The sequence below is a fragment of the Nitrospira sp. genome (assembly GCA_030653545.1).
Lineage (GTDB): Bacteria > Nitrospirota > Nitrospiria > Nitrospirales > Nitrospiraceae > Nitrospira_D.
In genome coordinates this window covers 121,179-134,750 of sequence record JAURZE010000005.1, presented here as the reverse complement: position 1 = coordinate 134,750, position 13,572 = coordinate 121,179, and the positions used below count along the sequence as shown (strand labels likewise).

9 protein-coding genes are annotated in these 13,572 nt (G+C 62.7%); all 9 read right to left on the bottom strand.

From position 1 onward, the window contains the following. Positions 1 to 97: 97 nt before the first annotated feature. Complete coding sequence (gene ppsA / locus Q7U39_01055; protein ID MDO9116518.1) at positions 98 to 2,521, bottom strand: phosphoenolpyruvate synthase; 2,424 nt, start codon at positions 2,519 to 2,521, stop codon at positions 98 to 100. Continuing rightward, the gene (locus Q7U39_01050) at positions 2,518 to 3,480 is read right to left on the bottom strand and encodes a universal stress protein (protein ID MDO9116517.1); all 963 of its coding nucleotides are present in this window, start codon (positions 3,478 to 3,480) and stop codon (positions 2,518 to 2,520) included. Before Q7U39_01050 ends, ppsA begins: the two co-directional genes overlap by 4 nt. A gap of 955 nt (positions 3,481 to 4,435) precedes the next feature. Further along, a complete protein-coding gene (locus Q7U39_01045) occupies positions 4,436 to 4,954 on the bottom strand; it encodes a glycogen/starch/alpha-glucan phosphorylase (protein MDO9116516.1) in 519 nt (172 codons plus the stop codon). Then, complete coding sequence (gene glgP, locus Q7U39_01040) at positions 4,951 to 6,186, bottom strand: alpha-glucan family phosphorylase (GenBank protein MDO9116515.1); 1,236 nt, start codon at positions 6,184 to 6,186, stop codon at positions 4,951 to 4,953. The genes Q7U39_01045 and glgP overlap by 4 nt, the downstream gene beginning before the upstream one ends. Positions 6,187 to 6,246: 60 nt before the next feature. Continuing rightward, positions 6,247 to 6,663, bottom strand: coding sequence for a nucleoside diphosphate kinase regulator (rnk, locus tag Q7U39_01035; GenBank protein ID MDO9116514.1), 417 nt, complete (start codon positions 6,661 to 6,663; stop codon positions 6,247 to 6,249). Between the two features lie 15 nt (positions 6,664 to 6,678). Further along, on the bottom strand, positions 6,679 to 7,635 hold the full coding sequence (locus Q7U39_01030) for a universal stress protein (GenBank protein ID MDO9116513.1): 957 nt from the start codon (positions 7,633 to 7,635) through the stop codon (positions 6,679 to 6,681). Between the two features lie 106 nt (positions 7,636 to 7,741). Beyond that, positions 7,742 to 9,676 carry an acetate--CoA ligase gene (acs, locus tag Q7U39_01025; GenBank protein ID MDO9116512.1) on the bottom strand — a complete coding sequence of 645 codons (1,935 nt, stop codon included), beginning with the start codon at positions 9,674 to 9,676 and terminating at the stop codon, positions 7,742 to 7,744. Between the two features lie 298 nt (positions 9,677 to 9,974). After that, entirely contained in the window at positions 9,975 to 10,805 is an 831-nt protein-coding gene (locus Q7U39_01020) for a YihY/virulence factor BrkB family protein (protein MDO9116511.1), read from the bottom strand. A gap of 196 nt (positions 10,806 to 11,001) precedes the next feature. Continuing rightward, entirely contained in the window at positions 11,002 to 13,488 is a 2,487-nt protein-coding gene (locus tag Q7U39_01015) for a hypothetical protein (protein ID MDO9116510.1), read from the bottom strand. Positions 13,489 to 13,572: the final 84 nt, after the last annotated feature.

The following is a 13,572-nucleotide window of genomic DNA, read 5'->3' as shown; positions in this document are numbered from 1 at the left end:
GCCTCGTGTGCAGGCGCATGCGTGATGTCCTCCGATCCTACAGGTTCTGTTCCCATCAGCCGCAGCTGGGACACGGCCCGGGATGCCTCGCCGTTCGTCATCGTCTATGACTCCGCTCCACCGCCAGAACCGCTGCAGTCGTGTTGAACACACTATCCGGATTGAGCGAGAGACTGTCGATGCCCTGCTCCACCAGGAATTGCGCGAATTCCGGATAGTCGCTGGGCGCCTGCCCGCAGATGCCGATCTTCCTGCCTGTGGCTTTGGCTGCCTGAATCGCCATTGCGATGATCCGCTTCACGGCGGGATTCCGCTCGTCGAACAGCGCCGCGACCAGTTCCGAATCCCGATCCACCCCCAGCGTGAGCTGGGTGAGATCGTTTGAACCGATCGAGAACCCGTCGCAGATCTCCGCGAACTCTTCCGCGAGCAAAACATTGCTGGGAATTTCGCACATGAGATACACCTCCAACCCCCGCTCGCCTCTCCTGAGCCCGTGCGCCGCCATCTCGTCGAGCACCCGGCGGCCTTCCTCCACCGTCCGGCAGAACGGAATCATGACCTTCACATTGGTCAGGCCCATTTCATCCCGCACCATGCGCAAGGCGCGGCATTCCAGCGCGAACCCTTCCCGGTAGCGCGGATCGTAGTACCGCGACGCGCCGCGAAAGCCGAGCATGGGATTCTCCTCGACGGGTTCGAACTGTCGGCCGCCGATCAGATTGGCATACTCGTTCGATTTGAAGTCGCTGAGCCGGACGATCACGTCCTTCGGATAGAAGGCCGCTGCGATCATCCCGACGCCCTGGGCCAGCTTGTCCACGAAAAACTGCGGCTTATCCGCATAGCCGGTGGTAAGCCGGTCGATCTCCGATTTCAGCGCAGGGTCGCCGAGGCGATCGTACTCCACCAAGGCGAGCGGATGAGCCTTGATAGAGTTGGCGATGATGAATTCCTCGCGAACCAGTCCGACCCCGTCGTTGGGAAAGAATGAGAGCCGGAACGCCTCCTCGGGATTGGCGACGTTCATCATGATGGCCGTCTTGGGGCGGCCCAAATCCTTGACGCTCACGCGGTCGATCTCGACCGGCAGCCGGCCTTCGTAGACAAACCCAGTCTCACCCTCTGCGCACGAGACCGTCACGACCTGACCGTCTTTCAGCCGGTCGGTGGCGGTCTCCGCACCGACGATGGCCGGCAACCCCAATTCGCGACTCACAATGGCGGCATGGCAGGTCCGGCCGCCGCGATTGGTGACGATGGCCGCGGCCCGCTTCATGACGGGCACCCAATCCGGGTCGGTCTTGTCGGTCACCAGGATGTCGCCGTCGCGGAACTGCTCGATCTGTTGGACAGATTTGAGCACCCGCACCGTTCCCTGGCCGATCTTGCCGCCGACACTCCGCCCGCTGACGAGAACCCGGCTTCGCTCCGAAAGACGATAGGTCTCAACGACCTCGATATCCCGCTGCGAATGGACCGTCTCCGGACGCGCCTGCACGATGAACAGCTCGCCGGTGCGCCCATCCTTCGCCCACTCCATATCCATCGGACTGGCAACGCCGCGTTTGGTACGGTAGTGGTCTTCGATCACGCAGGCCCAACGGGCGAGGGTGAGGATCTCGTCGTCCGTGATCGCGAATCTGGCCCGGTCGTCGGGAGGCACCGGCACGTTCTTGACCATTTTGCTTCCACCGACGTCGTACACCAGTTTGAATTCTTTGCTGCCGAGGCGTTTACTGAGGATCGGGCGGTACCCCTCCTTCAAGGTGGGCTTGAACACATAGAATTCATCCGGGTTGACCGACCCCTGCACGACGTTCTCGCCGAGGCCATAGGAGGCATTGATCAGCACCGCCTGCTCGAACCCGGTCTCCGTATCGATCGAAAACATGACGCCGGCAGCGGCGAGATCCGAGCGGACCATGCGCTGCACGCCAACCGACAGAGCGACCTTGTGATGATCGAAGCCTTTCTCGACGCGATAGGCGATCGCGCGATCGGTGAACAAGGACGCAAAGCAGCGCTTGCAGGTATCGAGCAGCGCGCGCGGTCCCTGAACGTTCAGATACGTTTCCTGCTGTCCGGCGAAACTGGCGTCCGGCAGGTCCTCCGCGGTGGCGCTGCTCCGCACGGCGACGTCGACCGGCTCCGGCGCCCCCTCGCTCAATCGCGCGTAGGCCTCGATGATCGCATGCTCCAGCGCATGCGGGATGGTCGCTGCCAGCATCGCCTGGCGGATGCGGCTGCCCCGGCGGCGGAGATTCTCCAGATCCTGGGCATCCAGGTCTTTCAAGGCCTCAACGATCGTCGCCTCAAGGCCCGCCTCGCGGAGAAACTCCCGATAGGCGGCCGCGGTGACTGCGAACCCGTTCGGCACCTTGATCCCCTTGGAGGCCAGCTCCCGATACATCTCACCCAACGAAGCGTTCTTGCCCCCGACGAGGGGCACATCCTCGATGCCGATCTCCTCAAACCAGCGCACGAGCGGCGTCGGTGCGTTTGCGTTCGCAGCCATCATCGTTTCTCCTCCCAGGAAGTCGGCACCACGCGGCGATGGTCCGGAGCGAACTTCGGCCCCTTTACGGTCAGAACCGGACAGGATGCGAGGCGGAGCACCGTTTCCACCACGCTGCCGAACCGCAGCCGCGAAAAGCCTCGCCGCCCATGAGTACCCATCACGATCAGATCGCTTCGTTGTTCCTGGGCGCACGCCAGGATGGCATCGGAAGGCACCCCACCTCGGATCAGGGCATCGCCCGGCAGACCGAACGATTTGATCAGTGACACCAGTTCCCTCAGGCGATTGTCGTTCCGAACCGGCGGCGCGTCCGTCTGGTCCTCCTCGCCGAGCACCGCCTTATTCAAATCCTGATACCCCGGCTCGACCACATGCACGAGCTCGAGCGTCGCGTCCAGCTTCTGTGCCAGATCGACCGCATATTCGACCGATTCCAAGGACGGTTTCGAAAAATCCACCGGCGCCAGGATACGGTGAACCACCGGAGGCGACTGCGGAACCGGCTGGGCGCCGGCGCGCTCTCCAGGGAGCGGAACGGTCAACACCGGGCACGGCGCCGTCTTGGTCACCCGTTCCACTACGCCTCCCAACAGGGGACCCGACGACCCTGAGCTTCCCCGAGCGCCGAGCACGATCAACTCTACCCCGGTATCCAAGGCCGCCGTAGGAATCTCGATGCCGGGAAGCCCCGTGACCTGGCGGACCGTGACCTCTAACCCTTTCGACTCACAGAGCTTCCGAACATCCTCCAGTTGCCGGTCGACTTCCCGCCGAACCTTGACGAGGAAGGCGGCGACCTCCGGAGAATCCTCTAGCCATCGCGGGCAATCCACCACATGGAACACATCGATCCTGGTCGGCAAACGACCCGCCCAATACAGGGCATAATCCTGCGCGCGCAAGGCACAGTCCGAAAAGTCGGTCGCAAATAGGATGGTCCGCGCAGGCGATGCAATCATGGCTTCTCCTTTATCAAGCGGCGCACGCTCCCGTCGGCACGCGGCTTCGCGCGGGGAGCGAATGGTTAAAATACGGATGCTCCGACGCGAGAGCCCGCACGGAGGCGGTCACGAGGAGCATGTCTTCATCGGCGATCCGGCCCCACCACGAATGCATCGGGGTGAACAGGACACCGTTGGAGATGGCGATCAACAGCTCGAGATCGCTCCGGGCGCCAGCGGAATAGCCAAGCACCACCGCATAACTCGCGCCAAGCAGCCGCGCCACGCACGAGAGGCAGGAGAATGCTCCCCCTTTCTGCGACTTGTGCGCGGACTTCTCCCCTCTGCGCCATCATCTCGGTGGCTGCTGACTGACGCGTCCTGCGACAAAAGCACCTGCAGGATGGGGCGATGCACGACAGCGGCGCTGCGCCGATCCGTCGAGTCCTGTCGCAAATCCTGTCGAGCGTGGCGCCGCAGGCCTGGGCACCGTACCGACCTCGCTCCTCTGCGGACAACTGGGGAACACCCCAGTTGGCGGCGAAAACTCTCCCAGCGGAGGAGCGCCCGGCGTCCTCTTGCGGCGCCATGGCCCTTGCGAGGACTGGCACCGACGTTTACGATCTCCGGCATATCCGACGAAAGACATCCCCCTGAATGATGACACCCCCGACGAGAGACACATCCAGGGTAGGGAAGCTTGGATCTTTCTGTAGCGCCTGCGCGAATGCCGCCGAGTACTGCACCACTGTGTCGGTCCAGGCCGCATCCGACTCCCCGCTCAGCCGCCACTCCGCGCGCGCCACCCGGGCGAACCCGCCGCCGTCAAGCAGGAACAACCCTTGGAATACCAGGAGCGCGCACCACCATGCGCCAGCACCCCTCTCGTCAGAGCATCGATCTCGCAACCAGGTTACAGCCGCAGGACGACTCAGGATGCGCCCTCATCGTCTACGGTCAGCATCATCATCCCTCACCGGTTCGACCGATCCAGCCGCAAAAACTCAACGGATTCATCGGGAAGGCGGTACGCATTATGGACATACTGGACCATCATCCGATGCGTGTTGAAGAAGCCGCCGTTCAACGCGATCGCATGCCGCATGATGCCGATATACCGCGAGCGATCCTCATAGAAGCAGGGCGCCACCTTCGTCGCCAGCTTGTCATAGAGCGCGTCGGCATGGCAGCCATCCATGCCCGAAGCCGAGGCCAGGCAGGCGTCGACGCTATCGCCGATCGACCAGCCGGTGACATCTTCGACATGCCCCTCGATCCACCAGCCGTCGAGCACGCTGAGGCTGGGCACGCCGTTGATCGCCGCCTTCATGCCGCTCGTCCCCGAGGCTTCCATCGGCGGGATAGGCGTGTTCAGCCACACGTCCACCCCGGCGCAGACCTGCCTGGCCAAAGCCATGTCGTAGTTGGCCAGGTACGCGACGGGAATCACGCCCTTGAGGGCCTCGCGCATGGCGTGGATCTGCCGGATCACTTCTTTGCCGTCATGGTCTCGCGGATGGGCCTTCCCGGCAAAGACGATCTGCAGGCGGCCCGCTGCGCGACAATCTGCTTCAGCCGGTCCAGATCGTGAAACACCAGCGTCCAGCGTTTGTAGGCGGTCGCCCGCCGGGCGAAGCCGAGGGTCAGCACATCGCGATCGAAGCCCGCGTTGGTCTCGCGGTTCACAGTGTCCACCAGGGCGCGCTTGGCGTCCATATGCGCCTCCCAGATGTCCGCCTCGGGAATGCTCACCGCATAGCGCAGCGATAACTGGTCGCGGCGCCAGTCCGGAAGCAGCCGGTCGTAGAGCGCGTGAAACGACGGCGCGGCCCAGGTCACCGCATGGACGCCGTTCGTGATGGAGCGGATCGGGTACCCAGGGAACAGCGCCCGCGATACTTCCCCGTGCTTCATGGCCACGCCGTTGATGAACCGGGAACCGCGTAGCGCCAGATCGGTCAGATTGACGATCGGGTCCTGGCCGCACGCTTTGAGCCAACCAGCCAGGCGCTCGCCCAGGACCTGGCGCACCAGATCGAGCGAAAACTGGTCATGCCCGGCTGGGACCGGCGTGTGGGTCGTGAAGACACAGCGTTCACTGACCTCCTCGATGACATCAGGCGACAGGGCGATGCTGCTTCCGCGCCGCGCGAACTCCTCCTCCAGCAACGCCAGGATCAACAGCGCCGCGTGCCCTTCGTTGAGGTGAAACCTGGTGATCGTCCGGTACCCCAGGGCCCGCAGCATCCGGACGCCGCCGAGTCCGAGGACCGCTTCCTGGCGGAGCCGGTGGGCCAGATCGCCCCCATACAGCACATCCGTCAGCGCGCGATCCTCCGGCGCGTTCCCGTCCAGGTCCGTGTCCAGGAGATACACGGGAACCCGTGATCCCGACGCTCCCATGATCTGGTAACGCCAGGCTCGGATTTGCACGGGCCGGCCTTCGAGTTCAACCGTCACGCGGGGCTCCATCGGCTCGAGAAAGTCATCCATGGACCAGGAGACCGGCTCCTCGGATTGCCGGCCGAGAGGGTCCACCCGCTGATGGAAATAGCCGCGGCGGTGCGATAACGTGACACCCACCAGGTGGATGCCTAGGTCGGCTGCCGCCCGGAGCGTATCCCCGGCCAGAACCCCGAGTCCTCCAGAATAGGTGGGAATCGAAGACTCCAAGGCAATCTCCATGGACAAATAAGCGACGACGGGTCTGTCGGCCTCGATCATGCGATACCCTCCTGTTCCCGACAGCGAACGTGCCGCTCACCGGCTCTCATAGCCTAGCTCTCATAGGTCATACCGGCCTGCGGCCTCGGGTTGATACAACACTTCTTTGATGCGGAGCGTTTTCACGCCTGCCGGCACCGGCCATTCGATGAGGTCGCCGGCCTTGTATCCGAGGATCGCCGTGCCGACCGGGGCGAGAATCGAAATGTTGTTCGCCTCGATGTCGGCGTCCGCGGGGAACACCAGCGTATAGGCGTGTTCCTCTTCTGTATCCATATCCTTGAGGCGAATCCGAGAGTTCATCGTGACCACATCATGAGGAATTGCGGCCGGCTCCACAATATGGGCGCGGTCCAGCTCATTCTGCAAACTCTCCAGATACTCCCGGTCTCGTTCTTTGAAGCTGATGCCCACCTCCAGCAGTTCCTGTAAGCGGGCCAGGTCGAATTCGGTGATGTAAATGTCACGCGGTTCCATGTCTACGCTCCTTTTTTATGACGCGGTCATCGTCGATGGGACTACCCGACGCTGGCCGGGACTGAACTTCGGGCTTCGAACCGTGAGCACCGGACAGGGTGCCTGCCGGAGCACGGCTTCTGCCACACTGCCGTACCAGAAGCGCATCAGCCCCCGCCGTCCATGGGTCCCCATGACGATCAGATCGCAGCCCTGCCCGCGGGCACAGGCTAGAATCGACTCGGACGGAATCCCTCCGAGAATCAGAGACTCCGCCGCCACCTCGCACCGCTTCACCGCCTGAGCGAGCTCATCCAACTGAGCCCCCCGGTGAGCCCGCTTCTGGGGCTCATCCTCGATCCGCCCAGGCCCTAATTCCAGATCGAGGTAGACCGGCTCCAGCACGTGCAGCAGCGTGAGCCGGGCTCCGAAGCGATCGGCCACCTGAGTCGCATACTCCAGCGCCTCGAGGGACGGGCTGGAGAAGTCGACCGGTGCCAGGATGTGCTGGATACGGGGCGGCGCGCTCTCGTCTCTCTCCTCCTCCCGGATACGGGCGGCCCGAACAGTGAGCACCGGGCAGGGCGTCTGCTTGATGACGCGCTCCGCCGTGCTGCCGAGCAGAATATGATCCAGTCCGGTCCTCCCATGGGTGCCGACGACGACAAGATCGGCCCCTTGTTCGAGCGCGGCCTGCGAGATCTGCTCGCTGGGAATCCCCTGACGCAGGCGCCCATCCACGCTCGGACCTTCTCGTTTCACGCGGGAAACCAGGTCGCCAAGGAGCCGCTCCGACTCCTTCCGGCGCAGCTCAACCAGCGGATCAGGAACGGACGCGTCAAGCTCCAACCCCGGCTGCATTTCCACCACATGGAGCAGGTCCATATGCGCCGACCAGATCCGCGCAACATAGACGCCATACGCAAGCGCCCGCCGCGCGCAGGCGGAAAAATCGGTGGCGACAAGGACTCGATTGATCAACGCTTCGTTCATGGCCCCTCCTTTGTGTGCGCTCCGCACTACCTTCTCCGCCGCGCTGTCCAAACAGATACGTTCAACTGACACATGTCATCGAGATGATGATGCGCGAATCATTTAGTTATGGTGTCCTGCGTCCTGCAATCAAGGCCTCGACCACGGTGGGATCGGCCAGGGTCGAGGTATCCCCCAGGTCACTCAGTTCATACGCCGAAATTTTCCGCAAGATACGGCGCATGATCTTTCCGGAGCGGGTCTTGGGCAGAGCCTCGGCCCATTGGATGACGTCGGGTTTGGCCACGGGGCCGATTTCGCTGCGCACCTGTCCGACGAGTGCTGCGCGTAATGCGTCCGATGGTGCGACGCCTTCGTTCAATACCACATAGGCATAGATACCCTGCCCCTTGATCGCATGCGGGTACCCGACCACGGAGGCCTCGGCCACATCCGGGTGCTTGGCCAGCGCACTCTCCAGCTCAGCGGTCCCCAGGCGATGACCGGACACATTCAAGACGTCATCGACCCGTCCGGTGATCCAGTAGTAGCCGTCCGCGTCACGCCGGGCGCCGTCCTCCGTGTCATAGAGGCCTGGGAATCTGCTGAAATAGGTTTTGATGAAGCGCTCATGATTGCCATAGATTGTGCGCGCCAGCGCGGGCCAGGGGCGGGTGATGACCAGCCGGCCCTGGGCCTCGCCTTCAAGGATAGCGCCCTTCTCATCTACCAGGGCCGGGACCACACCGAAGAATGGCTTGGCCACCGACCCCGGTTTCAACGGCATGGCCCCTGGCAGAGGGGTCAAGAGCAGACCACCGGTTTCCGTCTGCCACCAGGTGTCCGCAATGGGACAGCGCTGCTCCCCGACGACTCGATAAAACCATTCCCAGGCCTTGGGATCGATAGGCTCCCCAACCGTGCCCAGCACCCGCAGGCTCCGGCGGCTGGTCTTCTTCACCGGCTCCTCGCCTTCAGCCATCAGGGCGCGTATCGCCGTGGGCGCCGTATAGAAAATATTGACCCGGTGCTTATCCACGACCTGCCAGAATCGGGAATAGTCCGGATAATGGGGCACGCCTTCGAACAGCAGCGTGGTCGCGCCGTTGGCCAATGGGCCATACACAATGTAGGTATGGCCGGTGATCCAGCCGACGTCCGCGGTACACCAGTACACCTCGCCCTCATGGTAGTCGAAGGTGTACTGATGCGTGATGGCGGCGAACACCAGATAGCCTCCCGTCGTGTGCACCAGGCCTTTCGGCTTGCCGGTCGAGCCGGAGGTATAGAGAATGAACAACGGGGCTTCGGCGTCCATTTCCACGACCGGGCATTCGGGCGAACTGTCGGCGACGGCCTCGTGATACCAGACGTCGCGTTCGCTGTTCCAGGCGATCGCCGCGCCGCGATGTTTGACCACCAGCAGGGTCTTGACGCCGGGACATTCCTCCAGCGCCTGGTCCGTTTTCTTCTTGTGGTCAATCGTCTTGGCGCCGTGGCAATAGCCGTCGGCGGTGACCACCAGCCGGGCATCGCAGTCCTGGACGCGATGCTTGAAAGCCTCGGACGAGAACCCGGCGAACACCACCGAATGGATGGCGCCGATACGGGCGCAGGCCAGCATGGCAAACACGGCTTCGGGAATCATCGGCATGTAAATGCACACTCGGTCGCCTGTGCCGATGCCCCGCTTCTTGAGCACGTTGGCCACGCGGCAGACCTGTTCATGCAGTTCGCGGTAGGTAATCCTGCGACTCTGATCCGGCTCATTCCCCTCCCAGATGATCGCAGGCTGTTCGCCGCGCTCGACCAGATGCCGGTCGACGCAGTTATAACAGGCGTTCAGCTTGCCGCCTTCGAACCAGCGGATATGACCGGTCTTGAAGTCCCAATCCAGCACTCTGCTCCAAGGCCCGGACCAGCTCACAGACCTTTTGGCCTGTTCACTCCAGAAGCCTTCGGGATCTTCGACCGAGCGTTGGTACAGGTCCTGATAGCGAGGCTCGGTGATATGGGCCTGCGTTCGGAACTCTTCGGGAACGGGATAGAGGTCTTGGCTCATCGGCATCCTCCAGAAGGGGTGTCGTGTGTCAAATTCATGTCGTTTCCCATGGTTGCACCTAGGCCATATTTCGTCGTCGGTTTCAGGAGGATCACCAGTGCCTTTCGCCGCGCCGCCTGGCCGAACTAGACGCCGTCAAGCAGGGTAACCCGTGAAACACCACGAGCGCACACCACCATGCGACAGTACGCAATCTCTTCCGAGCGTCAGCCTCACGCTACGGCCGCGGCCTGTGAATCTGTGTGAATCATGCGTGTCGTATCCTCTCCTTCGGTCCAATCATGTGCGGCGTGATCGCTCATGGCGAACATGGCGCCACGCGGGCCATTTGCAACCGATGCACGACCGCCGCGCCGAACAACAACAACGCCGCCGAGTAATACACCCACAGCAGGAAAAACACCATCACGAGGAAGGACCCGTACATGAGGCTGTAGACCGACAGCGTCTGCAGGTACAGACTGAACAGGTGTTTGGCCGCTTCCCACAGCAGCGTGAGCGCGATCCCTCCGATGGCGGCCTCCCGCCACGCCGGGCGGCTTCTCGGCACATAGCGATAGAGGCCCGTGGCGACGGCGAAGACCAGAACGAACGGCGCCAGATACGACAGCATGAAATGATTGATCAGCAACGCCTCGAAATCCAGGTTGCCGATCCGGGAAGCCTGATGGAGCAGCATCCGCAAGATCTGCGTCACGAGAAACGACAGCGTGAAGAATAAGCCGACGATTCCGAGCAGGCCGACGGCCATGGCCGTGGCGCCGAACGCATGCCGCAAATGGCCGGCGCCGAATACGATGTTCACGGCATAGTCCACCTCGTAGAACACCAGCAAGCCGAACCACACAAAGGAGATCGCCGCGACCCAGCGCACGGTGTCTTCCCCAGCCAGCCTCCCTACCTCCATGGCCAATTGATCGCCCAGCTCCGGCATGAAGCCTTGCAGCAGCCCAAGCAAATACTCATGTCCCATCATCTGGTGGCTGAGTCCGCTGGCCAGCGAGAGCAGCAAAAACACCAGTGGGAAAAACGACAGCAGGGAGAAGAAGGCCAGCGACGCCGCCAACGTCGTGCAGCCGTGATGCCAAAAGTCCCATGCCGCTCCTTGAAACGCTCGGAGGACGGACATCGTGCGAGTCATCTGAGCAGAGAACTGGGGCGACTCCTCCATGGCACCTTTCACCGAGTGGGCCCTGATGGGCTGTGCCCGGCAGGCGCATGGTCGATCCACGTTCTGCATCGCGACGATCGACCGGTCCTGTCTGGATGCGGTCCTGCCCCGGGTGTCTTCTCCCCCCGCCCTGTGCCGAACGTGTGATGCACGCTCACCCCTCCACCTCCGGAATGATCACGCCGTGCGGGCTGCGTTGCCCATCGAGCGCCTGGATTTCTTCCGCGCTCAGGAGCCGCGCTCGCGGCACCTCCAGCAATTCGGCCGCTTCAGCCAGCACGTGTGCCCAGCTACAGCGGTTGAGGAAGAACAGTCCCGGCGTATTCAACGTTCCGCCCTGATTGATGTAGCCCAGTCCGCTCGTGCGCGATCCCGTGTGCAGCGGCCCCAGCACGCCGAGAAGGACTTCCGGACGTGTATGGGTCACGAACAGCCGGGGTTGGACCTGGGTCGGGAAGAGCTGTTCGCGCAGCGCCGTTGGAGCCTGATGGACCTGCTCGCCGTCACTGCGTGGCGCGCGGAAACGGCCCGGCTCGAGCAGATAGACGACGCGGTGCTCCACCGCGCGCTCGGCCAGCCGCCTGGAGGCGGCCAGAACTTCCCCGAGTTGATAGGCCCCGACCGCCGTCAGAATAATCAGCGGGCGGTCCGGCTCATGGCCGGCCCAATCTACCAACATGCCCCCGTCGGTTACCAGTCGCCGGGCTTCATCGGGCGTGAATAGATCGGGCAGCGTGTCGGCTTTCGGCACGACCACAGTCCAGAACTGTCCATGGGTCTGGTAGACCTGCTCCATGACGATCGCCGCAGTGTTAAAGTCCGCAGGAAAGACCACACGAGAGACATGCGACAACTCGCCCAGCATCGCTTCGGCCATGCTGGGATCTTGGTGGGATTGCTCATTCTTCCCATTCTCCCAGGTATGCGAAGTCAGGATCAGCGGGATCGAGAGCCAGCGTTGCGGTCGCCCGGCTTCCTGACAATGATTGGCGAAGATGATCTCCTGCCGGATCGCTCCGTGCATCTTGCTGCCGAAAGCCTCGTAGGTATGGATCAGATTAATGCCGCCCTTGTTGGCCAGGGCCGCAGATGCCACCGCCTCCTCGTTGAGTGCGGTGATGACGGCGCCCTGTTCAGATTCCGGAATGCCGGGTTCCGGATCAGTTACCCTGAACTTCAGACGCTCAAGCGTCTCAATCAAACGATTCGATCGCATTTCATCCGGATTGCCGACTCGTGGCCGCAGATGGGGATTGGCCTTGAGAATTGCGACGAACATGCCGTCGATGGCCGTCATCGGCGAAGCCATAGGCCAACCGTGCAATGCGCGGCGCGCTTCCTCAGACACCGGTCGAAATGGGGGATCGGGGATCTCCGCCGCAGGAAGGTTCCGGTGCGCCAGCACATGATCGCGTTCCCTTGCCCGGCCGGATGTCTTGTGCCGCTGAAAGAGGGTCACGGCAGCCGCGAGATCGGCCTGCGGAATCCAGAGCCGGTTCGCTCCCTTGTTAAACAGATCAGCGGCACGGCGGTCGATGCGCGGGTTGGCTATCAAGGGCAGGTTATGGGCGAGGTTGGTGCCCTCCCCGGGAAATCCGGCCCCTTTCGGAGCGACGGCGATACCGTAGGGCAAAAGAATCGGGTAACGGCTCTGTCCGGATCGAACAGAATCTGCGGCCTCTTCCAGGCGGCGCTCCATTTCAAGAATTGCCCAGAGAAAGGCGGCGGGATCGCGGCCGTCGAACACGATCGGATCGAACCCATTCAATTTCAGGTGCTCGCTGAACCAGGCCGCGCCGCCCTGCTGGGACATCGTCGTCCGCTGATCGATACGCCGGCCGTTCTTGATCATGATCGGCATCACGAGCCCAGAATCCTCAGCACGCCACCAGCGCGGCGCCCAATCGCTGCCCCGTTGTTCTTCAAACGCGCCATCGGAGAGGAACGCCACCAATCGTTCGCCCTGCAAGGGCATGTGGACGTACTGCAATTCGGCGAATCCCAGATAGCCGCCTTCCGCCAGCCCTCCCGCCGTGTGGGCGTTCACGTGACTGCCCAGCGGCGAATCTTGACGGCCATCCTCCCGGAGGCGATAGGCATAGAAATCTCGCACGTAGCGCGTGAGTCCTTCGTCCGTCGTCGCATACCGTTCGGCGTGCGCACTTGTCATGTTCCCGACAAGAAGATTGAGCGAGTCCACGGCCGCCACGCAGTGCCCCTGCCCCATCAGCCAGGCGCGCGTGTGGCCGGTCAGGACGTTGGCGGCGAGATACCCGGCATAGGCCGGTACCATGTTGAGCGAGCCGCCGGTGTGGCCATCGGGTTGGACCTTGAAGTCTTCGACGTCCAACGGACGACCGTCCAGATACACGTTCCTCGCATACGTCTGATGCACGACCAGCCAGAGGCCGGCGCTGGTGAGCCGATCCAACGCCATGAGCAGATCATAGACCTTAACCGCGTCGCCGGTTGTGCCGGAAGAGTTGCGTGCGTGCAGGAGATTATGGACGCGGACCTGAGTCTCGTCGCTGTGCCGGATTACGCCGTACCCTTCGGCCCATCGCGAAAAGTCAGAGTCGCCCCGTCGGCAATCCGCCGCCCGCTCAGCGAGCCGTTCGTCGTCGAACCGGTGTTCCTTCATACAGCAGTTCCTTTCGCATGGATCAAACAGCGCAGGGTCTCACGCGCGATCCGTCCCTCTTCGTCGACGGTCACCATATAACCA

Coding starts and splice junctions, on each gene's coding strand:
- ppsA (MDO9116518.1), bottom strand. CDS start 2,521: ATGATGGCTGCGAACGCAAACGCACCGACGCCGCTCGTGCGCTGGTTT.
- Q7U39_01050 (MDO9116517.1), bottom strand. CDS start 3,480: ATGATTGCATCGCCTGCGCGGACCATCCTATTTGCGACCGACTTTTCG.
- glgP (MDO9116515.1), bottom strand. CDS start 6,186: ATGATCGAGGCCGACAGACCCGTCGTCGCTTATTTGTCCATGGAGATT.
- rnk (MDO9116514.1), bottom strand. CDS start 6,663: ATGGAACCGCGTGACATTTACATCACCGAATTCGACCTGGCCCGCTTA.
- Q7U39_01030 (MDO9116513.1), bottom strand. CDS start 7,635: ATGAACGAAGCGTTGATCAATCGAGTCCTTGTCGCCACCGATTTTTCC.
- acs (MDO9116512.1), bottom strand. CDS start 9,676: ATGAGCCAAGACCTCTATCCCGTTCCCGAAGAGTTCCGAACGCAGGCC.
- Q7U39_01020 (MDO9116511.1), bottom strand. CDS start 10,805: ATGTCCGTCCTCCGAGCGTTTCAAGGAGCGGCATGGGACTTTTGGCAT.
- Q7U39_01015 (MDO9116510.1), bottom strand. CDS start 13,488: ATGAAGGAACACCGGTTCGACGACGAACGGCTCGCTGAGCGGGCGGCG.